This window comes from Burkholderia sp. Z1 (assembly GCF_014893795.1).
GTDB lineage: Bacteria > Pseudomonadota > Gammaproteobacteria > Burkholderiales > Burkholderiaceae > Burkholderia > Burkholderia theae.
On the sequence record NZ_JACFYL010000001.1, the window covers coordinates 2,842,781 to 2,865,385 of the forward strand.

19 protein-coding genes are annotated in these 22,605 nt (G+C 68.6%); 10 read left to right on the top strand and 9 right to left on the bottom strand.

Features of this window, described 5'->3' with window-relative positions; translation table 11 throughout:
• The first annotated feature begins 23 nt into the window (after positions 1–23).
• From H3H55_RS13180 to H3H55_RS13195, 4 genes are all read left to right on the top strand, one after another.
• On the top strand, positions 24–1,463 hold the full coding sequence (locus H3H55_RS13180) for an aldehyde dehydrogenase family protein (protein WP_129512710.1): 1,440 nt from the start codon (positions 24–26) through the stop codon (positions 1,461–1,463).
• An 85-nt stretch (positions 1,464–1,548) separates the two neighbouring features.
• Entirely contained in the window at positions 1,549–2,307 is a 759-nt protein-coding gene (locus H3H55_RS13185; RefSeq protein WP_129512711.1) for an SDR family oxidoreductase, read from the top strand.
• Between the two features lie 130 nt (positions 2,308–2,437).
• Complete coding sequence (locus H3H55_RS13190; protein ID WP_193098841.1) at positions 2,438–3,742, top strand: MFS transporter; 1,305 nt, start codon at positions 2,438–2,440, stop codon at positions 3,740–3,742.
• A gap of 40 nt (positions 3,743–3,782) precedes the next feature.
• A complete protein-coding gene (locus tag H3H55_RS13195; protein ID WP_048249178.1) occupies positions 3,783–4,148 on the top strand; it encodes a DUF4180 domain-containing protein in 366 nt (121 codons plus the stop codon).
• Positions 4,149–4,280: 132 nt separating this feature from the next.
• Here H3H55_RS13195 and H3H55_RS13200 read toward each other — a convergent pair whose 3' ends face one another.
• From H3H55_RS13200 to hemC, 3 genes are read right to left on the bottom strand one after another with little or no spacing between them, the layout of a single operon-like run.
• Positions 4,281–5,468 (bottom strand): heme biosynthesis protein HemY, encoded by a 1,188-nt coding sequence (locus H3H55_RS13200; protein WP_193098842.1) that lies wholly within the window; start codon positions 5,466–5,468, stop codon positions 4,281–4,283.
• 2 nt (positions 5,469–5,470) lie between these two features.
• On the bottom strand, positions 5,471–7,441 hold the full coding sequence (gene hemDX, locus H3H55_RS13205) for a fused uroporphyrinogen-III synthase HemD/membrane protein HemX (protein WP_193098843.1): 1,971 nt from the start codon (positions 7,439–7,441) through the stop codon (positions 5,471–5,473).
• Complete coding sequence (gene hemC, locus H3H55_RS13210) at positions 7,441–8,445, bottom strand: hydroxymethylbilane synthase (RefSeq protein WP_193098844.1); 1,005 nt, start codon at positions 8,443–8,445, stop codon at positions 7,441–7,443. Before hemC ends, hemDX begins: the two co-directional genes overlap by 1 nt.
• Before the next feature lie 208 nt (positions 8,446–8,653).
• Here hemC and ppc point away from each other — a divergent pair, with 208 nt between their 5' ends.
• Positions 8,654–11,668, top strand: coding sequence for a phosphoenolpyruvate carboxylase (gene ppc / locus H3H55_RS13215; protein ID WP_193098845.1), 3,015 nt, complete (start codon positions 8,654–8,656; stop codon positions 11,666–11,668).
• Between the two features lie 131 nt (positions 11,669–11,799).
• Here the strand turns inward: ppc and H3H55_RS13220 are convergent, their stop codons facing one another.
• Complete coding sequence (locus H3H55_RS13220; RefSeq protein WP_193098846.1) at positions 11,800–12,552, bottom strand: class I SAM-dependent methyltransferase; 753 nt, start codon at positions 12,550–12,552, stop codon at positions 11,800–11,802.
• Between the two features lie 206 nt (positions 12,553–12,758).
• Here H3H55_RS13220 and H3H55_RS13225 point away from each other — a divergent pair, with 206 nt between their 5' ends.
• The 3 genes from H3H55_RS13225 to H3H55_RS13235 all read left to right on the top strand — a co-directional run bounded on the left by H3H55_RS13225 (position 12,759) and on the right by H3H55_RS13235 (position 15,895).
• Positions 12,759–13,568, top strand: a complete 810-nt coding sequence (locus tag H3H55_RS13225; protein WP_129512718.1) for a helix-turn-helix transcriptional regulator — start codon at positions 12,759–12,761, stop codon at positions 13,566–13,568.
• Between the two features lie 139 nt (positions 13,569–13,707).
• Positions 13,708–15,117: an argininosuccinate lyase gene (argH, locus tag H3H55_RS13230; RefSeq protein ID WP_193098847.1), complete on the top strand. Its 1,410-nt coding sequence runs from the start codon at positions 13,708–13,710 to the stop codon at positions 15,115–15,117.
• Positions 15,118–15,211: 94 nt separating this feature from the next.
• On the top strand, positions 15,212–15,895 hold the full coding sequence (locus tag H3H55_RS13235; protein ID WP_193098848.1) for an HAD family hydrolase: 684 nt from the start codon (positions 15,212–15,214) through the stop codon (positions 15,893–15,895).
• Between the two features lie 84 nt (positions 15,896–15,979).
• On the opposite strand, the gene H3H55_RS13240 is transcribed toward H3H55_RS13235, so the two are convergent.
• The 5 genes from H3H55_RS13240 to apbC all read right to left on the bottom strand — a co-directional run bounded on the left by H3H55_RS13240 (position 15,980) and on the right by apbC (position 21,611).
• The gene (locus H3H55_RS13240) at positions 15,980–16,807 is read right to left on the bottom strand and encodes a lysozyme inhibitor LprI family protein (protein ID WP_193098849.1); all 828 of its coding nucleotides are present in this window, start codon (positions 16,805–16,807) and stop codon (positions 15,980–15,982) included.
• A complete protein-coding gene (locus H3H55_RS13245; RefSeq protein WP_006497175.1) occupies positions 16,807–19,086 on the bottom strand; it encodes an arginine/lysine/ornithine decarboxylase in 2,280 nt (759 codons plus the stop codon). Before H3H55_RS13245 ends, H3H55_RS13240 begins: the two co-directional genes overlap by 1 nt.
• Before the next feature lie 81 nt (positions 19,087–19,167).
• Entirely contained in the window at positions 19,168–19,737 is a 570-nt protein-coding gene (dcd, locus tag H3H55_RS13250; RefSeq protein ID WP_047898759.1) for a dCTP deaminase, read from the bottom strand.
• Between the two features lie 112 nt (positions 19,738–19,849).
• The gene (gene sodC / locus H3H55_RS13255; protein ID WP_129512721.1) at positions 19,850–20,386 is read right to left on the bottom strand and encodes a superoxide dismutase [Cu-Zn]; all 537 of its coding nucleotides are present in this window, start codon (positions 20,384–20,386) and stop codon (positions 19,850–19,852) included.
• Positions 20,387–20,519: 133 nt separating this feature from the next.
• Complete coding sequence (gene apbC / locus H3H55_RS13260; protein ID WP_129512722.1) at positions 20,520–21,611, bottom strand: iron-sulfur cluster carrier protein ApbC; 1,092 nt, start codon at positions 21,609–21,611, stop codon at positions 20,520–20,522.
• Positions 21,612–21,620: 9 nt separating this feature from the next.
• Between apbC and H3H55_RS13265 the strand changes: the two genes are divergently transcribed.
• Complete coding sequence (locus tag H3H55_RS13265; protein WP_164991964.1) at positions 21,621–21,776, top strand: hypothetical protein; 156 nt, start codon at positions 21,621–21,623, stop codon at positions 21,774–21,776.
• A gap of 183 nt (positions 21,777–21,959) precedes the next feature.
• Entirely contained in the window at positions 21,960–22,604 is a 645-nt protein-coding gene (locus H3H55_RS13270; RefSeq protein WP_129512723.1) for an OmpA family protein, read from the top strand.
• Position 22,605: the final 1 nt, after the last annotated feature.

Consider the following 22,605-nt stretch of genomic DNA (forward strand, 5'->3'; position numbering starts at 1 on the left):
AACTCAGGTCGACAGGAGCAGGCATGGAAGAAGCTAAGCACTTCATCGCAGGCGAATGGACGTTGCCCGCGCAACTGGAAACGATCGCGGTCGTCGATCCGTCCGACGGTCAGCCGTTCGCGACGATCGCGCGCGGCACCGCGCCCGACATCGAGCGCGCGGTCGCCGCGGCCCGCGACGCATTCGCGGGCGCATGGGGCGCCGCGAGCGCCGCCGAGCGTGGCCGCGTGCTGATGCGGCTGTCGGCGCGCGTGACCGATTCGCTGGAGGAACTCGCGGCGATCGAGGCGCGCGACACCGGCAAGCCACTGAAGCAGGCGCGCGCCGACGCGGCCGCGCTCGCGCGCTACTTCGAGTTCTACGCGGGCGCGGCCGACAAGCTGCACGGCGAAACCCTTCCCTATCAGGCCGGCTACACGGTGCTGACGGTGCGCGAGCCGCACGGCGTCACCGGTCACATCGTGCCGTGGAACTACCCGATGCAGATCTTCGGGCGCAGCGTCGGCGCGGCGCTCGCGGCCGGCAACGCGTGCGTCGTCAAGCCGGCCGAGGATGCGTGCCTGTCGGTGCTGCGCGTCGCCGAGCTGGCCGCCGAGGCCGGGCTGCCGGCCGGCGCGCTCAACATCGTCACCGGCTACGGTCATGAAGCCGGCGCCGCGCTCGCGCGCCATCCGGGCATCGACCACATCTCGTTTACGGGCTCGCCGGCCACCGGCAAACTGGTCACGCAAATGGCGGCCGAGAACCACGTGCCCGTCACGCTCGAACTCGGCGGCAAGTCGCCGCAGATCGTGTTCGCCGATGCCGATCTCGAAGCGGCGCTGCCGGTGCTCGTATCGGCGATCGTGCAGAACGGCGGGCAGACCTGCTCGGCCGGCAGCCGCGTGCTGATCGAGCGCGCGGTCTACGAGCCGCTCGTCGAACGGCTCGCCACCGCGTTCAACGGGCTGCGCGTCGGCCCGAGCCGCGCCGATCTCGACTGCGGCCCGCTGATCAACGCGAAACAGCAGCAGCGCGTGTGGGATTTCCTGTCCGACGCGCAGCACGACGGCATTCCGATGGCCGCGCATGGGCAGGTCGTCGCCGACGCGCCCGAAAGCGGCTTCTACCAGGCGCCCGCGCTGTTGCGCGACGTGCCGCCGTCGCACCGGCTCGCGCAGGAGGAAGTGTTCGGCCCGGTGCTCGCCGCGATGCGTTTCGTCGACGAAGACGAAGCCGTCGCGCTCGCGAACGGCACGCCGTACGGCCTCGTCGCAGGCATCTGGACGCGCGACGGCGCACGTCAGATGCGGCTCGCGCGGCGCCTGCGCGCGGGCCAGGTGTTCATCAACAACTACGGCGCGGGCGGCGGCGTCGAACTGCCGTTCGGCGGCGTCGGCCACTCGGGCCATGGCCGCGAGAAAGGCTTCGAGGCGCTGTACGGTTTCACGGCGCTGAAGACGATCGCGATCCGGCACGGCTGAACGCACGGCACGCGAAACGCGGCCGGCAGCGGTCGGCCGCCTGTCGATACACGACGACTCTCATCACCAGCACAGGAGACACACCATGCGGTTGAGCGGCAAGACGGCCATCGTCACGGGCGGCGGCTCGGGTTTCGGCGAAGGCATCGCGAAGACCTACGCGCGCGAAGGCGCGAACGTCGTCGTCAACGACCTGAACGGCGCGGCGGCCGAGCGCGTCGCGAGCGAGATCGCGCTCGCGGGCGGCAAGGCGATCGCGGTGGCCGGCGACGTGTCGAAGGACGACGACTGGCGCGCGCTGCTGCAGGCCGCGCTCGACGATTTCCATTCGGTGCAGATCGTCGTGAACAACGCGGGCACCACGCACCGCAACAAGCCGGTGCTCGACGTCACGGAAGCCGAATTCGACCGCGTGTACGCCGTCAACATGAAGAGCCTGTTCTGGTGCGTGCAGACCTTCGTTCCGTACTTCCGCGAACAGGGCGGCGGCGTGTTCGTGAACGTCGCGTCGACGGCCGGCGTGCGGCCGCGCCCGGGCCTCGTCTGGTACAACAGCACGAAGGGCGCGATGATCACCGCGAGCAAGTCGCTCGCGGCCGAGCTCGGCGCCGACCGCATCCGCGTGAACTGCATCAATCCCGTGCTCGGAGAAACGGCGCTGATGACCGAGTTCATGGGCTGCGAGGACACGCCCGACAACCGCCGCCGCTTCCTCGCGACGATCCCGCTCGGCCGCTTCTCGACGCCACAGGACATCGCCAACGCAGCGCTTTACCTGGCATCCGACGAGGCCGAATTCATCACGGGCGTCTGCCTCGAGGTCGACGGCGGGCGCTGCATCTAGTGTCACCCGGCTGTTCGCGCGTCGCGCCGGGATTCACCGGCCGGCACCCCATCCACGCATTGCTTCGCACGAAACCGGATCGGGCGCCGATGCGCCGGCTCCGGCCAACCATAAATAGACAGGAGACAACATGGCAACATCGACGCAGTCGCTGCCGGGTTCGTCCGGCGCATTCGAGGAAGCAACCTACCGCAAGGTGTCGTGGCGGCTCACGCCGCTCCTGCTGCTGTGCTACGTGGTCGCGTATCTCGACCGCGTGAACGTCGGGTTCGCGAAGCTGCAGATGGCGAGCGACCTGAACCTGAGCGACACCGTCTACGGGCTCGGTGCCGGGATCTTCTTCTTCGGCTATTTCCTGTTCGAGGTGCCGAGCAACATCATCCTGCACAAGGTCGGCGCGCGCCTGTGGATCGCGCGGATCATGGCGACGTGGGGCGTGATCTCGATCCTGACGATGTTCGTCACGACGCCCACGATGTTCTATGTGATGCGCTTCCTGCTCGGCGTCGCCGAAGCGGGTTTCTTCCCCGGCGTGATCCTCTACCTCACCTACTGGTATCCCGCGCACCGGCGCGGCCGGATGACGACCTTCTTCATGACGGCCGTCGCGCTGTCCGGCGTGATCGGCGGGCCGCTCTCGGGCTTCATCCTGAAGGCGTTCGACGGCATCAGCGGGTGGCACGGCTGGCAATGGCTGTTCCTGCTCGAAGGCATCCCGTCGGTGCTCGTCGGCGTCGTCGTGTTCCTCAAGCTCGACGACCGGATCGCGAAAGCGAACTGGCTGACTGACGAGGAAAAAGCACTGCTCGCACGCAACGTCGACGCGGAAGAAGCGACAAAGCAGGACCTGCCGCTCGGCGCCGTGCTGGCCAGCCCGCGCGTGTTGCTGATGGCGCTCATCTACTTCTCGTTCGTGATGGGGCTCTACGGCGTCGGCTTCTGGCTGCCGACCATCATCAAGGCGACGGGCGTCACCGACACGGTCGCGATCGGCCTGCTGTCGGCGATTCCGTATGCGGCCGCGGTGGTCGCGATGATCCTGATCGCGCGCAGCGCGGACAAGCACCGCGAACGCCGCTGGCACCTCGCGATTCCCGCCGCGATCGGCGCGGTCGGGCTCGTGCTGTCGGTGATCTGGGCGCACCAGACCGCGCTCGCGATGCTCGGCCTCACGCTCGCGACGATCGGCATCCTGACCACGCTGCCGCTGTTCTGGAGCCTGCCGACCGCGTTCCTCGGCGGTGCGGCCGCCGCGGCCGGCATCGCGATGATCAACTCGATCGGCAACCTCGCGGGTTTCCTGAGCCCCTACCTGATGGGCTGGCTCAAGCAGGCGACGGGCGCCAACGACGCGGGCATGTATATGCTCGCGGGATTCCTCGTGCTTGGCGGGCTGCTCGCGCTGTCGGTGCCGAAGCAGCTCGTGGACAAGTGACGCACCGCACCTAATGATCATCTCGACGGAGCCAACAGGCATGCACCACCGAATCATCGAAGCAGCCGGCACCCGCGTGCTGGTCCGGGATACGTCCGCCCAGGTCTTGCAGCGGGAAAGCGATGCGCTGGACCTCGTCGCGCTCGCGCACGAACATGAAGTCGACTGGATCGCGGTCCCCGCCGACGCGCTGCACGACGATTTCTACCGGCTCGAAAGCGGGCTCGCGGGCGCGATGCTGCAGAAATTCGTCAACTACGGCTTGCGACTCGGCGTGATCGGCGACATCGACCGCTGGGTCGCACGCAGCGAAGCGTTCCACGCCCTCGTGCGCGAATCCAATCGCGGGCGGTCGGTGTGGTTCGTCGCGTCCGAAGACGACCTTTTGCGCAAGCTCGACGCGTAGCGATACTGCACGCCGCGTATCGCATCCATCTCTCGATGCCGGCTGACCGCCGGCAGCAGGATAAAAAAGCCCCGAAGGCCGGATGGCGTTCGGGGCTTTTTTCGCGGAGCGGCAAGCAGCCGCCCGCCCGCGTCAGACCACGGTGATCGCGAGCGCGCTTTCGCGGTAGTGCTTCGCGGCCTTGTCGGTTTCGCCGAGATGCTCGAACAGGCGTGCGAGCGCGCGGTGCGCACGCACCTTCAGCGCCTCGTTGTCGGCCAGCTTCAGCGCCGCTTCGAGGAACGATTGCGCCTTGCCCCACAGTTGCTGCTGCTGGCAGAGGCGGCCGAGCGCGAACAGCAGGTCGGCATCTTCCGGGTGATCCTTCTTCCAGCCTTCGGCCTTCTGGATCAGCGGCAGCGCATCGGCGCCGGCCGTGTCCGGGTAACGACGCAGCAGGCGCGCGTCCCAGTTGTGCGCAAGCGCTTCCTCGACGATGCGGCGCGCTTCGTTGCGACGCTCGAGCGGCACCAGCAGGTCGGCCGCGAGATCGGCAAGACGCGGCGACTGGCGCTCGACCGGCGACAGCGACTGCCACACCTCAAGCAGCGCGTCCGGATCGTGCCGGCGTTCGCGCAGCAGGTTTTCCGCGGCCTGCTGGCGCAGCCGCACGGCCGCGGCCGGATGCAGCGCCTCGCGTTTCTCGAGCGCCTTCGCGAGCTTCAGCACTTCGGCCCAGTTCTTCAACTGCTGCTGTGCGCGCAGCGCAACCTGCTGCGCATGGATGCGTTTGCCACCCGCCTGCAAGTCGGCCAGCGCGGCGAGCGCGCCGTCGGCATCGCGCGCATCCGCGCGCATGTCGGCCGCGGCGAGCAGCCGTGCATCCTGCCACTCGGGCGCGTCGACCTTCGACAGCCAGTCGTCGCGGCGCGTGTACTCGTGCATCCGGTGCGCGGCGGTGGCCGCGACGAGGCTCGCCGCACCCAGGTTCGCGTCGACCGACAGCGCCTCACGCGCGGCCTTTTCCGCGCGCGAGAAACGACCCGCATACAGGTTCGCGATTGCATCGCGCAACGACGCCTGCGCCTTCTCGTTGCGCGAACGCACACGATACGCGGCGACCCGCTGCGGCATGCGCCAGATGTTGCGCACGATGCGCAGCAGCGCATACATGACGATGAACAGCACGACGATGGCGATCACGAACAGGTTCAGCGACACGTCGACCCGGTACGGCGGATAGACGAGCAGCACCTGCCCCGCGTCGAAATGCCCGACGGTGGCGAGCGCCGCGGCGATCGCGAACAGGACCGCGAGCCAGACGATTCCTCGAAGCGTCATCGTTACCCCCGGCTCTTGAACTGCTGAACGGCGTTCAGGCTCGTGTTCAGGTTCGGCACCGCGACCGTCAGCGATGCGCCGTCAACCTGCTTGAGCAGATCCTCGACGGTCTGCGTGTCCTTCGATGCCTGATCGAAATACTTCCCGAGCGACGCCTGCGCGGCGTGCAGGTCGGCCTTCATCGCGCTGTCGTTGCGTGCGAGCAGCGACAGCCGCGCGGTGAGCAGGCGCAGCTTCACGTTCTCGCGCACGAAGTAGCCCTGGTCGGGCGACGCGAGCATCGCGTCCGCGTTGTCGATCCGGCGCACCTGCACGAGGCCCTTCAGCTGCTGGCCGAGACCGGCCGAGAAGTCGTGCCACCACACCTTCCAGCGCGGCTCGCCGGCCACGGCCGACGCCGCGGCGTCGACCGGCGCGGCCTTCGGCGCCTCGTGCGGCACGATCGCCTCGCCGGACAGCGGCAGCGCGTCGATCTTGCCGATCGCATCGTCGAGCTTGATCGCGAGGCCGGTGAGATCAGCCGCCGGCGCGGCCTTCAGCTTCTCGATGTCCAGCGCGAGCGCCTTGCGCACCGTGACGGCCTGCGCGCTCTGCGACGTCGCGAGACGCGCGTCGGCGTTCTGCAGCGCGATCAGCGCGAGTTGCGTGTTGCCCGTCAGTTGAAGCTGCTGGCTCGCGCTCGACAGCATCTGGTCGACTTCCTCGAGCATCCACGCATCGCGGTTGCGCGACAGGTCCTGGTATTGCTGCTGCAGCGCCTGCTGCGCGCTCTGCGCGTCGGCAAGCTTGCCGTCGAGCTGCGCGAGCTGCGTGTCGACCTGATGCGTGCTCGCGAGCGCCTGCTCGGTCTTCATGCGCGTTTCGGCCGTCTGCGCGTCGAGCGCCTTCTGGCGCGTGACGAACGAGCCGTCGAGCCGGTCGATCTTGCGGTTCAGCGCATAACCGCCGACACCCGCCGCACAGCCGAGCACGACGACGACGAACCACAGCAGCGCGCTACCGCCGCGGCGCGCGGGCGGTTCGGACGCCATGTACGGGGGGCGAGACGGCGGTGCGGATGCAGCGGCCGGCTGGGAAGCGACGCTTTTGGAATCGTTGGTATCTGTCATGCGTTTAGTCACCGGTGCGGCTGTCGCCGGTTGGACGGCCTCGGCGGCCATCGTTCGAAACGCGCGGACGATGCGCTCATCGCCCGCGCCGGTCAGCGTAATCCTATCAAAACCCAATGTACGCGCGGTCTGCTCGATGCGCGGGTGCGGTGTCACGAGCGGCGCATGCTTCAGCGCATCGATCTCGGCATCGTTCAGGTGCGCCCGCGCGAGTTCGTGCAGGTTGCGCACGCCTTCCGAGCTCGTGACGAGCCACGCATGCGGTGCGCCGTCGAGCAGCGCATGCACGCGCTCCCATGCGCCGACGCGCGGCTCGGGCACGACGCGCCGGTACGCGGCAACGAGCGTCACGTCCGCGCCGGCGTCGCGCAGCCGGTCGGCGAGCCATTCGCGCCCGCCGTCGCCGCGCACGATCAGCACGCGCTTGCCTGCCAGCGCCTGCGCGCCGCCGAATGCAGCCTCGATGCACGCGAACAGGCTTTCCGAATCGTAATGGGGCACGCCGCCGTCGGCCGGCGCCTGCGGCGCGATCACGCGGTGCGCGGGCGCCGCGATGCCGTGACGCTCGAGCGCCGCGACGCTGCCGGGCCCGACCACGCCGACCGGCAGCGCGTTCGGCCAGATCGCACCGTACTGCGCGAGCGCGCGGTCGATCGCGTTCGGCGACACGAAAATCACGAGCGCGTAGTCGGCAAGCGCCGCGAACGCGGTGTCGAGCGGCGCCGGATCGTCGACCGGCGCAATGTCGATCAGCGGGAATTCGAGCACGTCGCAACCGGCGTCGGCCAGTTGCGCGGCGAGCGTGTCCGACTGGCCGTCCGGGCGCGTCAGGACGGCGGTGAACGCGCGCGCGCCGCCCGCCATCAGGCGTCGCCCTTGCCGGCCGGCGAGCCGGCGGCGAGCAGTGCGCGGACGATGTCGAGCGCACCTTGCGCCTCGAGATCGTCGGACACCGCGCGGCCGAGCGCGAGCGCATCGGCGACGGTCACGACCGCACCGCACTCCTCGGCCGTCAGCACGCGCTTGCCGTCGGTCGTCGACACGCGGCCCGTCAGGTACAGTTCGCCCGCTCGCCACACCGCGTGCGCGGCGAGCGGCACCTCGCAGCTGCCGCCGAGCGCGCGCGACACCATCCGCTCGGCCTCGACCGCGAGCGCGGTCTGCCGGTCGTGCAGCGGTGCGAGCCAGGCCGCGACGTCGTCGCGGTGCGCCGCGATCTCGATGCCGAGCGCGCCCTGGCCGGCCGCGGGCGGGCTCGCCTCGACGTCGAGCAGCGCGCGGATCCGCGCTTCGAGGCCGAGGCGCTTCAGGCCGGCGGCCGCGAGGATGATCGCCGCGTAGTCGCCGCGGTCGAGTTTCGAGAGGCGTGTGTCGAGGTTGCCGCGCAGCGGCAGCACGTCGAGGTGCGGATAGCGCGAGCGCAGCATCGCCTCGCGACGCAGGCTCGACGTGCCGACGACCGCGCCGGCCGGCAGCGCGTCGAGCGACGCGTAGTCGTTCGACACGAACGCGTCGCGCGGATCCTCGCGCTCCATGATCGCGGCAAGCGAGAAGCCGTCGGGCAGCGCCATTGGCACATCCTTCAGCGAATGCACGGCGAGATCGGCGCGGCCGTCGGCCAGCGCGCTCTCCAGTTCCTTCACGAACAGGCCCTTGCCGCCGACCTTCGACAGCGTGCGATCGAGAATCTGATCGCCCCGGGTCGTCATCCCGAGGATTTTCACGTCACAAGCTGGATATAATTTGCGCAGCGCATCACGCACATGTTCGGCTTGCCACATCGCCAGGCGGCTCTCGCGCGAAGCAATCGTCAACGTCGCGGGCGGCTGTGCCTGTTGCGGCCCGGCCGCAAGGGTCTCGGAATTCATTGCTGGAACATCGAAGGACGGGATTGAAGATCGAACAATGGTAGCACGCACGCCCCGGCCCGCCCGGGCTCGGAGCCTGCGCCCGACCGGCCCCTGCGCGGGTCGCGGCGCCGATGTGCGGATGTGCCGCACGTAGCTGGTTGCTTGACCGCAGTTCCCGCAGTTTTCGCAGTTCCTTTTGACTCGAGCTTTCCCAAGGAAACCCATCGTGAAGTCTTCCGGATCGGCGCGTACGGCGCGCCGCAATGCTGCCCAGTCCTCCTCCGACGCCCCGACGGGCACTGTCGCCACCGCCGCGAACGGCCGTGCGAAAACGGCAACGAAACCGAAAGACCCGATACGTCAGACAAAACGCGCGCCGAAAACCGCCGGCCCCGCTGCCCGCACGGCCGGCGCGCCGAAGTCCGGCACGCGCACGCGCGAGGACAAGGATGGCCCGCTGTTCGAGGACATCCGCTTCCTCGGCCGCCTGCTCGGCGACGTCGTGCGCGAGCAGGAAGGCGACACCGTGTTCGACGTCGTCGAGACGATCCGCCAGACCGCGGTCAAGTTCCGCCGCGAGGACGACAGCGAAGCCGCGCAGACGCTCGAGAAGAAACTGCGCAAGCTGACGCCGGAGCAGACGGTGAGCGTCGTGCGCGCGTTCAGCTATTTCTCGCATCTCGCGAACATCGCGGAAGACCGCCACCACAACCGCCGCCGCCGCATCCACGCGCTGGCCGGCTCCGCGCCGCAGCCCGGCACCGTCGCGTACGCGCTCGAGCAGCTGAAGACGACCGGCAACGCGTCGAAGCGCCTGCTGCAGCGCTTCTTCGACGATGCGCTGATCGTGCCGGTGCTGACCGCGCACCCGACCGAAGTGCAGCGCAAGAGCATCCTCGACGCACAGCACGACATCGCGCGCCTGCTCGCCGAGCGCGACCAGGAGCTGACCACGCGCGAGCGCCAGTACAACGAATCGATGCTGCGCGCGCGCGTGACCGCGCTGTGGCAGACCCGCATGCTGCGCGACGCGCGCCTGACGGTCGGCGACGAGATCGAGAACGCGCTGTCGTACTACCGCGCAACCTTCCTCGACGAGCTGCCGGCGCTGTACGGCGACATCGAGGCCGCGCTCGCCGAGCACGGCCTGTCCGCGCGGGTGCCCGCGTTCTTCCAGATGGGCAGCTGGATCGGCGGCGATCGCGACGGCAACCCGAACGTGACTGCGCCGACGCTCGACGAAGCGATCAACCGCCAGGCCGCGGTGATCCTCGAACACTATCTGGAACAGGTGCACAAGCTGGGCGCCGAGCTTTCGGTGTCGAACCTGCTCGTCGGCGCGAACGACGCCGTGAAGGCGCTCGCGGCGGCATCGCCCGACCAGTCGCCGCACCGTGTCGACGAACCGTATCGCCGCGCGCTGATCGGCATCTACACGCGGCTCGCCGCGAGCGCGCGCGTGCGCGTGGGCGAAGGCACCGTGCCCGTGCGCAGCGCGGGCCGCGGCGCGCCGCCCGTGCGCGCGATCCCGTATGCGGATTCCGAAGCGTTCGTCGCCGACCTGAAGGTGCTGACCGCGTCGCTCGACGAACACCACGGCACGTCGCTCGCCGCGCCGCGCCTCGCGCCGCTCGTGCGCGCGGCCGAAGTGTTCGGCTTCCATCTCGCGAGCATCGACCTGCGCCAGAGCTCCGACATCCATGAAGCCGTGGTCGCCGAGCTGTTCGCACGCGCGGGCGTCGAGGCCGACTACGCGGCGCTCGCCGAGGAAGACAAGCTGCGCGTGCTGCTCGCCGCGCTCGCCGATCCGCGTCCGCTGCGCTCGCCGTACATCGAATACTCGGCGCTCGCGCAGAGCGAGCTCGGCGTGTTCGAGAAGGCGCGCGACGTGCGCGCGCAATTCGGCGCACGCGCCGTGCGCAACTACATCATTTCGCATACGGAAACCGTCAGCGACCTCGTCGAGGTGCTGCTGCTGCAGAAGGAGACGGGGCTGCTCGAAGGCACGCTCGGCGTACCGGGCAGCCATGCGAAGAACAGCCTGATGGTGATCCCGCTGTTCGAGACGATCCCCGACCTGCGCGACGCGTCGCGCATCATGCGCGAATACTTCGCGCTGCCGGGCATCGATGCGCTGATCGCGCACCAGGGCGCCGAGCAGGAAGTGATGCTCGGCTACTCGGACAGCAACAAGGACGGCGGTTTCCTCACGTCGAACTGGGAGCTGTACCGTGCGGAACTCGCGCTCGTCGACCTGTTCCGCGACCGCAAGATCACGCTGCGGCTGTTCCACGGCCGCGGCGGCACGGTCGGCCGCGGCGGCGGCCCGACCTACCAGGCGATCCTGTCGCAACCGCCGGGCACCGTGAACGGCCAGATCCGCCTGACCGAACAGGGCGAGGTGATCGCGAGCAAGTTCGCGAACCCGGAGATCGGCCGGCGCAACCTCGAGACGGTCGTCGCCGCGACGCTCGAGGCATCGCTGCTGCCGCAATCGAACGCCCCCGCGCAACTGCCCGCGTTCGAGGCCGCGATGCAGACGCTGTCCGACTCGGCGATGGCCGCGTACCGAGCGCTCGTCTACGAAACGCCCGGCTTCACCGACTACTTCTTCTCGTCGACGCCGATCACCGAGATCGCCGAGCTGAACATCGGCAGCCGTCCGGCCTCGCGCAAGCTGCAGGATCCGAAGCAGCGCAAGATCGAGGATCTGCGCGCGATTCCGTGGGGCTTCTCGTGGGGCCAGTGCCGGCTGCTGCTGACCGGCTGGTACGGCTTCGGCAGCGCGGTGAGCGCGTATCTCGACGGCGCGCCGGACGACACCGAGCGCACCAAGCGCGTCGCGCTGCTGAAGAAGATGAACAAGACCTGGCCGTTCTTCGCGAACCTGCTGTCGAACATGGACATGGTGCTCGCGAAGACCGATCTCGCGGTCGCGTCGCGCTACGCGCAACTCGTCGCCGACCGCAAGCTGCGCAAGCACGTGTTCGAGCGGATCGTCGCGGAATGGGAGCGCACGTCGCAGGCCCTGGCGGAAATCACGGGACACGAAGGCCGTCTCGCGACCAACCCGCTGCTCGCGCGCTCGATCACGAACCGCTTCCCGTATCTCGATCCGCTGAATCACCTGCAGGTCGAGCTGATCAAGCGTCACCGCGCGGGCGACACGAACGCGCGGCTGCGCCGCGGGATTCACCTGACGATCAACGGGATCGCGGCCGGCCTGCGCAACACGGGCTGATCCGCATCCGGCGCGGGCCCGTTCCGCGCCGGCCGGCATCGCGAAAGCCGCGATACGCCACCGTGCCCACGGTGCGTATCGCGGCTTTTTTCATCGGACGGCGAAACGCGCCGGCGAGCCGCGCCGCGCGGTCAGCGCGCGTCGATCAGCAGCGCGTCGTGCTCGAACGAACCGTCGGGCTGCACCGCGTAATAGCCGCGCACCTCGTCTGGCGCATGCGCCCACAGCGCGCGAATGCCGGCGACGCTGTCGGCCGGCGTGCGGATGCGCTCGACCCACGTGTCGAAATCGATCGGCAACCGCCAGCGGCTGTGCACCTGTGCGTCGAAGCCCGCATCGCGGAACATCGCGAGCCACTCGTCGGCGCGGTAATCGCGCACGTGCGATGCGTCGCGCAGCACTTCCGCGGCCTGCAGGTACGTGTCGAGCAACGGATGATCGTTGCCCGCGATGTCGATCATCAGCACTCGGCCGCCCGGTTTCAGCACGCGGCGCACCTCGGCGAGCGCCGCGCGCATGTCGTGCCAGTGGTGCGCGCTCATCCGGCTCACGACCCAGTCGAACGTCGCGGTGTCGAACGGCAGCCGTTCGGCCGGGCCCTGTTGCGTGCGAATGTTCGCGAGCCCGCGCTCGCGTGCGGCCGCGTCGACGGTCGCGAGCATCGGCGCGGCGAGATCGTATGCGACCACGTCGCGCACGTGCGGCGCGACCGCGAAGCTCGCATGACCGGCACCGCAGCCGAGGTCGAGCACTGCGGCATCGGGCGTCGCGCGCACCGCGTCGGCGAGCGTCTGCAGATCGGCCCCCGTCGCGTGGACCGTGCTCGTCAGATAGGCGGCGGCCGTCGTGCCGAATGCGTCGGCGACCTGGTCGTGGTGTTTCATCGTTCGCTCCTTTGTGCGGTCGACCGGAGTGAGCGCTTCAGCGCCGCTCCAGCCCCATGCACGCGTTTTGTGGGACGCCCGCTGCCTGTCAGCGCGCGAGCCGCTACAATAGGCCTGCGTTTGTACCAGTACAAGTTAAGCAGTTATTCTGGTATTCGATACACCTGTCTATTGCCGCGTCCTCGCTTCCACTTCGCCGTTTCCGCATGAACCACCCGTCCTCCGCCCCCGTCCCGCCGCTCGACGCCACGCCCGCCCGCGCGCTCGGCGAATTCATCCGTGCCCATCGCGAGCGGCTGTCGCCGCAGGCCGTCGGCCTGCCGCCCGGCCCGCGCCGCCGCACGCCGGGGCTGCGGCGCGAGGAAGTCGCGCAACTGTGCGGCGTCAGCCCGACCTGGTACACGTGGATCGAACAGGGCCGCCCCGTGTCGGCGTCGGCCGACGCACTCGCGCGGATCGCCGTCGCGCTGCAACTGTCGAAGGCCGAGCGCGCGTACCTGTTCGAGCTGGCCGCGCAGCGCGACCCGGCCGAGCCCGACGTCGCGGGCGGCGACCTGCCGCCGACGCTCGCCGCGACCGTCGCGGCGATCGCGACGCCCGCGTACGTGCTCGACCGGCAATGGAACGCGCTCGCGTGGAACGCGCCGGCCGCCGCGCTGTTTTCCGGCTGGCTCGACGGCGAGCACGACCGCAACCTGCTGCGCTTCACGTTCATGTCGCCGGCCGCGCGCACGCTGATCGTCGACTGGGAAACCCGCGCGCGGCGGCTCGCGGCCGAATTCCGCGCCGATTCGATCCGTCACCTGGCCGATGCGCCGACGCGCGCGCTGATCGACGCGCTGACCGCCGGCAGCGATGCGTTCGCGCAGTACTGGGCGTCGCAGGACGTGTTCGAGCGCGAAGGCGGCCTGCGCGAATTCGACCATCCGGCCGACGGCCGCCTCGTGTACCAGCAGATCACGCTGAAGCCCGCGCACCGCGAGGACCTGAAGCTGGTCGTGCTCGTGCGCGACTGAACGGGCCGGGCCACGCCGGGGCAACGGCCGGCGGGCCGCCGCGAACGGCTGCGCGCGTCGGCGGGCAGGCCCGCGAATGTTAGAATCGCGGGATTCCCTCGGCGGCGCACGCCGCCCAACTCCCCTTCGAAGAATCGCCATGACGTCCCAACTGCACAAAAAGGGCGAGGCCTGGTCGGCCCGCTTCTCGGAACCGATGTCGGAGCTGGTCAAGCGCTACACGTCGTCGGTGTTTTTCGACAAGCGCCTTGCGCTCGTCGACATCGCCGGCTCGCTCGCGCACGCGAACATGCTCGCCGCGCAGAAGATCATCAGCGCCGACGACCTGGCGGCAATCGAACGCGGGATGGCGCAGATCAAGGGCGAGATCGAGCGCGGCGAATTCGAATGGCAGCTCGACCTCGAAGACGTCCACCTGAACATCGAGGCGCGCCTGACCGCGCTGATCGGCGATGCCGGCAAGCGCCTGCACACGGGCCGCTCGCGCAACGACCAGGTTGCGACCGACATCCGCCTGTGGCTGCGCGGCGAGATCGACCGCATCGGCGGCCTGCTGAACGACCTGCGCGGCGCGCTGCTCGACCTCGCGGAACAGAACGCCGACACGATCATGCCGGGCTTCACGCACCTGCAGGTCGCGCAGCCCGTCACGTTCGGCCACCACCTGCTCGCGTACGTCGAGATGTTCTCGCGCGACGCCGAGCGCATGCGCGACTGCCGCACCCGCGTGAACCGCCTGCCGCTCGGCGCGGCCGCGCTTGCGGGCACCAGCTACCCGATCGACCGTCATGCGGTCGCGAAGACGCTCGGCTTCGACGGCATCTGCGCGAACTCGCTCGACGCGGTATCCGATCGCGACTTCGCGATCGAATTCACCGCGGCATCCGCGCTCGTGATGACGCACGTGTCGCGCTTCTCCGAAGAACTCGTGCTGTGGATGAGCCCGCGCGTCGGCTTCATCGACATCGCCGACCGCTTCTGCACCGGCAGCTCGATCATGCCGCAGAAGAAGAACCCGGACGTGCCCGAGCTCGCGCGCGGCAAGACGGGCCGCGTGAACGGCCACCTGATGGCGCTCCTCACGCTGATGAAGGGCCAGCCGCTCGCGTACAACAAGGACAACCAGGAAGACAAGGAACCGCTGTTCGACACGGTCGACACGATCGCCGACACGCTGCGGATCTTCGCCGAAATGGTCGCGGGCATCACCGTGAAGCCGGACGCGATGCGCGCGGCCGCGCTGCAGGGCTTCTCGACCGCCACCGACCTCGCCGACTACCTCGTGAAGCGCGGCCTGCCGTTCCGCGACGCGCACGAAGCCGTCGCGCACGCGGTGAAGATCTGCGACGACCGCGGCATCGACCTGGCCGAACTGACGCTCGACGAGATGAAGCAGGAACTGCCGAACGTCGCGCACCTGATCGGCGACGACGTGTTCGGCTACCTGACGCTCGAGGGTTCGGTCGCCAGCCGCAACCACCCGGGCGGCACCGCACCCGACCAGGTGCGCGCGGCGGTCAAGGCGGCCCGCGCCGCGCTCGGCCAGTAAGCCCGCTGTTCCGGACGGACGCCCTCGGCGTCCGTTTTTCATTCGGGCGGCCATCGCGCCGCCCCTCGCCTTCCCTGCTTCCCGGATGCCGCCGATGACCTTTTCCGCCGCGCTCTTCGACATGGACGGCCTGCTCGTCGATTCCGAGCGGACCATCATGAACACGTGGATCGACGTGTCGAATGCGCACGGTGTCGTGCTGACCGCCACCGACTACCTGCAGATCGTCGGCCGCTCGTTCGCCGAAGGCCAGGTCATCCTGGCGCGGCTGATCGGCAACCCCGATACGTTCGACGCCGTGCGCACCCGCGTGCGCGAACAACTCGCGGCGCCCGAACCGCATCCGAAGTTTCCGCTGAAGCCCGGCGCGTTCGCGCTGCTCGACACGCTCGCGCAGGCGGGCATTCCGTGCGCGGTCGCGTCGTCGTCCGCGTGCGACGTGATCCGCACGCGGCTCGACGCGGTCGGCGTGCTGCCGTTCTTTCGCGCAATCGCGGGCGGCGACGAAGTCGCGCGCGGCAAGCCCGACCCGGCCGTCTACCGGCTCGCGGCCGAACGCCTCGGCGTGCCGGCGCACGCGTGCGTCGCGTTCGAGGACAGCGATTTCGGCGCGCAGTCGGCTGCGGGTGCCGGCGCGTCGGTCGTCACCGTGCCCGACCTGAAGGCGCCGACGCCTGAAATCGTCGCGCTGAGCCTGCACGTGCTCGCGTCACTCGACGATGCGGTCGCGCTCGTGCCGTCGTGGTTCGGCCGGCACGGCACGCAACAGCCTGCGTAGGCCGCACGCCGCCAAGCCAGATGCAAACGGACACCCTAGGGTGCCCGTTTTGTTGTCGCCCAACGACCGGCGTCGCGACGGCCTTTATTTGTTGCCGGCCGTCTCCGACAGCCGCTTCATCGTCGCGATGCGCGCGCCGATCAGGTCGACGCGCCCGTCCTCGCCGACGAGCGGCGCGGTCGCATCGCGGAACGCGATCCACGCACGCTGCGCGCGCACGAGCGTCGCGGCCGAATGCGCGGGCATCTTGCGGCGCAGCTTCTGGTAATAGCGGTTCAGGTCGAACAGCGCGTGTTCGCACGCGGCATCCTGTTCGCACGGCCGCACGCGGCGCACGGCCGGGTCGCGCGGCGCGTTCGCCGGCTTGCCATTCGGCTTGGCCGCGCTCTGAGGCGCGTCCTGGGCCGCGCTCGCGCCGCCCTGCACGCCGCTGGTCGCGACCGGTACGGCGGCGGGCAGCGGCGCATAGCGATCGGCTGCGCCGCGCAGCGCAAGCGCGCGGTCGCGCACGGGCTGCAGCTGCAGGTCGGCGCTCGACATCGCGTACGCGGTGCCGCGCGTCGTGTCGTACACGGCCTTCAGCAAATGCACTTCATCCTTGCGCCACGTAAGCCAATGACGCTGGCTGTCCTGCCAGCCGCGCTTCGCGTCGGCCGGTGCATCCTTCAACAGGCGCTGATAAGCGCCGTCCATCACTGCCTGCCACTGCTGCTGCGCTTCGCCCATGCACTGGATCTGGCCGGCCGTCGACGAACGGTCGCGCCGCGCGAGGCATTGCCGCATCGCGACGTCGATCGGGTCGGCCGCGGCGACTTCCGCGTGCGCGACACCCGGCCCAGCCAACCCTGCCGCCCAGACGACGAGCGCGGCCAGCGCCGCGCACATCGCCCGGAATCGTCCGTGCGTCGCCATCAGTCGCGCACGCAGTCGACGAAGTACTCGACGCGGCCGTTCACCTCTTCCGCGACGAGGCCGTGGATGTCGGTGTGGAAGCCCGGGAAACGCTCGTTGAAGTCGCGCGCGAACCGCAGGTAGTTCACGATCGTCTTGTTGAAGCGCTCGCCCGGAATCAGCAGCGGGATGCCCGGTGGGTACGGCGTCAGCAGGATGCTCGTCACGCGGCCTTCGAGCTCGTCGAGCGGCACGCGGTCGATCTTGCGGTGCGCGAGCTTCGCGAATGCGTCCGACGGCTTCATCGCCGGTTCCATGTCCGACAGGTACATCTCCGTCGTCAGGCGCGCGATGTCGTTCGCGCGGTACACGTCGTGGATCTGCGTGCACAGGTCGCGCAGGCCGACCCGCTCGTAGCGCGGATGCTGCGCGACGAATTCCGGCAGCACGCGCCACAGCGGCTGGTTGTTGTCGTAGTCGTCCTTGAACTGCTGCAGCTCGGTCACCATCGAGTTCCAGCGGCCCTTCGTGATGCCGATCGTGAACATGATGAAGAACGAGTACAGGCCGGTCTTCTCGACGATGATCCCGTGCTCGGCCAGGTACTTCGTGACGATCGCGGCCGGGATGCCCGTCTCGCCGAACTCGCCGTCGACGTCGAGCCCCGGCGTGATGATCGTCGCCTTGATCGGGTCGAGCATGTTGAAGCCTTCCGCGAGCGGGCCGAAGCCGTGCCAGTGGTCGTTCGGCTTCAGCATCCAGTCTTCGCGCGAACCGATGCCCTCTTCCGACAGGTTGTCCGGGCCCCACACGCTGAAGAACCAGTCGTCGCCGTATTCGGCGTCGACCTTGCGCATCGCGCGACGGAAATCGATCGCCTCGGCGATCGATTCCTCGACGAGCGCGGTGCCGCCCGGCGGCTCCATCATCGCCGCCGCGACGTCGCACGACGCGATGATCGCGTACTGCGGGCTCGTCGACGTGTGCATCAGGTACGCCTCGTTGAAGCGGTGCTTGTCGAACGTGCGGTTCTCCGAATCCTGCACGACGATCTGCGACGCCTGCGAGATGCCGGCGAGCAGCTTGTGCGTCGAGTGCGTCGCGAACACGAGCGCGCCCGTGCGCGGACGGCCGTCGCCGATCGCGTGCATGTCGCGGTAGAAGTCGTGGAACGTCGCATGCGGCAGCCACGCTTCGTCGAAGTGCAGCGTGTCGAGCAGGTCGCCGAGCAGGTCCTTGATCATCTCGACGTTGTAGACGACGCCGTCGTACGTGCTCTGCGTGATCGTCAGGATCCGCGGCTTCATGTCCGGGTTCTCGCGCAGCGCCTCGCGCGCGAACGGGTTCGCCTCGATCTTCTTGCGGATGTTCTCCGGCTTGAATTCGTCGCGCGGGATCGGCCCGATGATGCCGAAATGGTTGCGCGTCGGCGTGAGGAACACGGGAATCGCGCCCGTCATCGTGATCGCGTGCAGGATCGACTTGTGGCAATTGCGGTCGACCAGCACGATGTCGCCCGGCGCGACCGTCGCGTGCCAGACGATCTTGTTCGACGTCGACGTGCCGTTGGTCACGAAGAACAGGTGGTCGGCGCTGAAGATGCGCGCCGCATTGCGCTCGGACGCGGCAACCGGGCCCGTGTGGTCGAGCAGCTGGCCGAGTTCGTCCACCGCGTTGCAGACGTCCGCGCGCAGCATGTTCTCGCCGAAGAACTGGTGGAACATCTGGCCGAGCGGGTTCTTCAGGAACGCGACGCCGCCCGAGTGGCCCGGGCAGTGCCACGAGTACGAGCCTTCGTCCGCGTACTTGACGAGTTCCTTGAAGAACGGCGGCGCGAGCGAGTCGAGATAGACCTTCGCCTCGCGGATGATGTGGCGCGCGACGAACTCCGGCGTGTCCTCGAACATGTGGATGAAGCCGTGCAGTTCGCGCAGGATGTCGTTCGGCAGATGGCGCGACGTGCGCGTCTCGCCGTACAGGAAGATCGGGATGTCCGCGTTGCGGCGGCGCACTTCGGTGACGAACGCGCGCAGCTCGATGATCGCGGTCGCGAGTTCCGGCAGCTCGCCGTCCGGGCCGGTTTCGCCGAGCATGAGTTCGTCGTCGTCGATCGACAGGATGAAGCACGACGCGCGGCTCGACTGCTGCGCGAACGACGTCAGATCGCCGTAGCTCGTGAGGCCGAGGACTTCGACGCCCTCCTTCTCGATCGCTTCGGCCAACGCCCGGATGCCGGAGCCCGAGATGTTCTCGGAGCGGAAATCTTCGTCGATGATGACGACGGGAAAACGAAACTTCATGGGCGATTCTCCAAAAAGAACGACCGCGGCGCGTCACGCGCAGCGGTCACCCGGAAACTGGTGAGACGTTATGCAACCAGATCAGGTTTTCGGCAGCGTGACACCGCGCTGACCCTGATACTTGCCGCCGCGATCGGCATACGACACGTCGCACACTTCGTCGCTCTCGAAGAAGAGCACCTGGGCGACGCCTTCGTTCGCGTAGATCTTCGCGGGCAACGGCGTGGTATTCGAGAATTCCAGCGTGACGTAGCCTTCCCACTCGGGTTCGAACGGCGTCACGTTGACGATGATCCCGCAACGCGCATAGGTCGACTTGCCGAGGCAGACGGTCAGCACGGTGCGCGGGATGCGGAAATATTCGACGGTGCGGGCCAGCGCGAACGAGTTCGGCGGGATGATGCACACGTCGCCCTTGAAATCGACAAACGAACCCTCGTCGAAGTTCTTCGGATCGACGATCGTCGAGTTGATGTTCGTGAAGATCTTGAATTCGTCCGCGCAGCGGATGTCGTAGCCGTAGCTCGACGTGCCGTAGCTGACGATCCGGCGGCCGTCCGCGGACTCGCGAACCTGATCGGGCATGAACGGCTCGATCATCTTGTGCTCTTCGGCCATGCGCCGAATCCATTTGTCGGACTTGATACTCATATCGGGGCGCCAGGAAACGCTGCGTGACGGGAAACGAAGGCCGCCGGTTCAGGTCGGCGGCCGGGAAAGGCGGACATTTTACGCGATCATCGCGCGGCGCACGCGGCAGCCGTCAACGGATCACGCCGCAAGCGAGCGCGGGCCCCGCGCCGTGCTGCGGAAACGCGGGATCGCTCGAGTCGCGGTGCACCAGCGCCGCGCGGTTCATCGCCGAGCGCACGCCATCGAGGGCCAGATCGGGAGCGACGATGAAGCCGGCCGCGACGCCGTTCGCATCCGCATGGATGTTGCCGAGATCGCCGGCGACGCGGGCACCCGCGCGCAGGCGGTCGGCGGCCGGCGCGAACACCGGGCCGGCGCTCGAGCCGTCGCCCGCGTTGCAGTCGCCGCGCTCGTGCACCTGCAGCGCATGATCGCTGTTCGGCGGCAGGCCGACCAGGTTGTAGGTGACCTGGACGCCGTCCGGGCGCTCGACGAACGTCACCGCGCCGCGCGCCTGCGAGCCGACCGTCGGCTGCAGTTGTGCGTCGGCCCGTTTTTCGTGCGACGAGGAAAAGGAGGTACAGCCGGCCAGCAGGCCCAGCGCGGCGGCGGCCAGCAGCGCGCGCCGCGCGCGGCCGGCGCGCACGCCGTGATGTCGTTGTTTCATTCGATCCTCATGCCGGCTGACGGCCGTTTGATACGACGGCCGCGCCGGGCGGGTAAAGGGACCCGGGCAAAGTCGCCATGATACCGCGCCTCGCGGCGCCGTAAACAGCCTGAGGCCCCGCCCCGCAAGGGTTTTACGTATTTTGAACAACGATCGTCGGGAACTTCGACGTCATGTCGCGCGCGCGCTCGGCAATCGCCAGCGCGACCCCGCGCGCGATATCGCGGTAACGACGTGCCAACGCGCCGTCCGGCTCGGCCGCGACCGTCGGCGTGCCGCTGTCGGCCCGCTCGCGGATCGCGATGTCGAGCGGCAGGCTGCCGAGCACGGTCACATCGTAGTCCTTGGCCATCCGCTCGGCCCCGCCGGCGCCGAAGATGTGCTCCTCGTGGCCGCAGTTCGAGCAGATGTGGATGCTCATGTTCTCGACGATGCCGAGGATCGGAATCCCGACCTTCTCGAACATCTTCAAGCCCTTCTTCGCGTCGAGCAGCGCGATGTCCTGCGGCGTCGTGACGATCACCGCGCCAGTGACGGGCACGCGCTGCGCGAGCGTGAGCTGGATGTCGCCCGTGCCGGGCGGCATGTCGACGATCAGGTAGTCGAGCTCGCGCCAGTTGGTCTGGCGCAGCAGCTGCTCGAGCGCGGAGGTCGCCATCGGGCCGCGCCACACCATCGGGTTGTCTTCCTCGATCAGGAAGCCGATCGAATTCGCCTGCAGCCCGTGGCCGACGAGCGGGTTCATCGACTGGTTGTCGGGCGACTCGGGACGCTGGCCGTGAATGCCGAGCATCGTCGGCAGCGACGGGCCGTAGATGTCGGCATCGAGGATGCCGACCGACGCGCCTTCCGCGGCGAGCGCGAGCGCGAGGTTCACGGCCGTCGTGCTCTTGCCGACGCCGCCCTTGCCCGACGCAACCGCGACGATGTTCTTCACGTTCGGCAGCAGCTTCACGCCGCGCTGCACCGTGTGCGCAACGATCTCCTGCGACACGGCGACGCGTGCGTCGCGCACGCCGGGCACGGCCTGAAGCGCCGCGACGATGCGCGCGCGCACGTCGTCGTGCTGGCTGCGCGCCGGGTAGCCGAGCACCACGTCGAGCGCCACGACGTCGCCGTCGATCGCGACGTTGCGCACGCCCTTGCTCGCCGCATACGGGCGGCCGGTATTGGGGTCGACGACTGCCGCCAGCGCGGCGTCGACTTGTGCCCGGTCAATGCTCATCGAAACTCCATGAAAACGTTTTTCTCGCGCGCAAACGTCAAAAAATATCAAATTACGCTGCGAAAATCGGGAAAAGTGAAAGAATCTGTTGCACGCCATTGCGCGAACGCGCGACCCGGCGCAATCTTCGCCTGCGGCATGCTATGGGGCCAAATCGGCCACTAACCGCCTATATTGTAGAGGCTGACGCGTCACGCTGTCCGAACAGCCACGCTGACGGACAGGGCAAGCGGCCGCCTCGGCGGCTGCCGCGAGCGCGGGCCGGCCCGTCTTTTCCGGGCGGCCCGCGCGGGGAGCCGTAACTGTTGTTGTCGTTGTCGACTCGTTCAACCAAGAGAGGAATCCAAGATGAACATGAAAATCGCGACTCGCCTGTCCGTCTTCGCTCTGGCCGGTGCAGTGCTGGCCGGCTGCGCATCGCCGCAAGGCACCAACACGGCCGTCGGTACCGGCACGGGTGCGGCGCTGGGCGCAGGCATCGGCGCGCTGGCGGGCGGCGGCAAGGGCGCGGCGATCGGCGCGGGCGTCGGCGCACTGGTCGGCGGCGTGACGGGCTACAACTGGCAAGCGATCAAGAACAAGCTCGCGCCGTCGGCAGCCCAGACGGGCACGCAGGTGACCGAGCAGCCGGACGGCTCGCTGAAGCTGAACGTGCCGAGCGCGGTGACGTTCGCGACGAACCAGTACGCGATCACGCCGGCCTTCACGCCGCTGCTGAACGACCTGGCGACGACGCTGAACCAGAACCCGCAAGTGACGGCATCGATCGTCGGCTACACGGACAGCACGGGCTCGGCACAGCTGAACCAGACGTTGTCGCAGAACCGCGCGCAAAGCGTCGTGAACGCACTCGCGCAGCGCGGCGTCAACGGCGGCCGTCTGTCGGCGCAAGGCATGGGCGCATCGAACCCGATCGCGGACAACGCGACCGAAGCCGGCCGCGCACAGAACCGTCGCGTCGAAATCTACCTGCGCGCAGCGCAGGCGCAGTAAG

Coding starts and splice junctions, on each gene's coding strand:
- H3H55_RS13180 (WP_129512710.1), top strand. CDS start 24: ATGGAAGAAGCTAAGCACTTCATCGCAGGCGAATGGACGTTGCCCGCG.
- H3H55_RS13185 (WP_129512711.1), top strand. CDS start 1,549: ATGCGGTTGAGCGGCAAGACGGCCATCGTCACGGGCGGCGGCTCGGGT.
- H3H55_RS13190 (WP_193098841.1), top strand. CDS start 2,438: ATGGCAACATCGACGCAGTCGCTGCCGGGTTCGTCCGGCGCATTCGAG.
- H3H55_RS13195 (WP_048249178.1), top strand. CDS start 3,783: ATGCACCACCGAATCATCGAAGCAGCCGGCACCCGCGTGCTGGTCCGG.
- H3H55_RS13200 (WP_193098842.1), bottom strand. CDS start 5,468: ATGACGCTTCGAGGAATCGTCTGGCTCGCGGTCCTGTTCGCGATCGCC.
- hemDX (WP_193098843.1), bottom strand. CDS start 7,441: ATGGCGGGCGGCGCGCGCGCGTTCACCGCCGTCCTGACGCGCCCGGAC.
- hemC (WP_193098844.1), bottom strand. CDS start 8,445: ATGAATTCCGAGACCCTTGCGGCCGGGCCGCAACAGGCACAGCCGCCC.
- H3H55_RS13220 (WP_193098846.1), bottom strand. CDS start 12,552: ATGAAACACCACGACCAGGTCGCCGACGCATTCGGCACGACGGCCGCC.
- H3H55_RS13225 (WP_129512718.1), top strand. CDS start 12,759: ATGAACCACCCGTCCTCCGCCCCCGTCCCGCCGCTCGACGCCACGCCC.
- argH (WP_193098847.1), top strand. CDS start 13,708: ATGACGTCCCAACTGCACAAAAAGGGCGAGGCCTGGTCGGCCCGCTTC.
- H3H55_RS13235 (WP_193098848.1), top strand. CDS start 15,212: ATGACCTTTTCCGCCGCGCTCTTCGACATGGACGGCCTGCTCGTCGAT.
- H3H55_RS13240 (WP_193098849.1), bottom strand. CDS start 16,807: ATGGCGACGCACGGACGATTCCGGGCGATGTGCGCGGCGCTGGCCGCG.
- H3H55_RS13245 (WP_006497175.1), bottom strand. CDS start 19,086: ATGAAGTTTCGTTTTCCCGTCGTCATCATCGACGAAGATTTCCGCTCC.
- dcd (WP_047898759.1), bottom strand. CDS start 19,737: ATGAGTATCAAGTCCGACAAATGGATTCGGCGCATGGCCGAAGAGCAC.
- sodC (WP_129512721.1), bottom strand. CDS start 20,386: ATGAAACAACGACATCACGGCGTGCGCGCCGGCCGCGCGCGGCGCGCG.
- apbC (WP_129512722.1), bottom strand. CDS start 21,611: ATGAGCATTGACCGGGCACAAGTCGACGCCGCGCTGGCGGCAGTCGTC.
- H3H55_RS13265 (WP_164991964.1), top strand. CDS start 21,621: ATGAAAACGTTTTTCTCGCGCGCAAACGTCAAAAAATATCAAATTACG.
- H3H55_RS13270 (WP_129512723.1), top strand. CDS start 21,960: ATGAACATGAAAATCGCGACTCGCCTGTCCGTCTTCGCTCTGGCCGGT.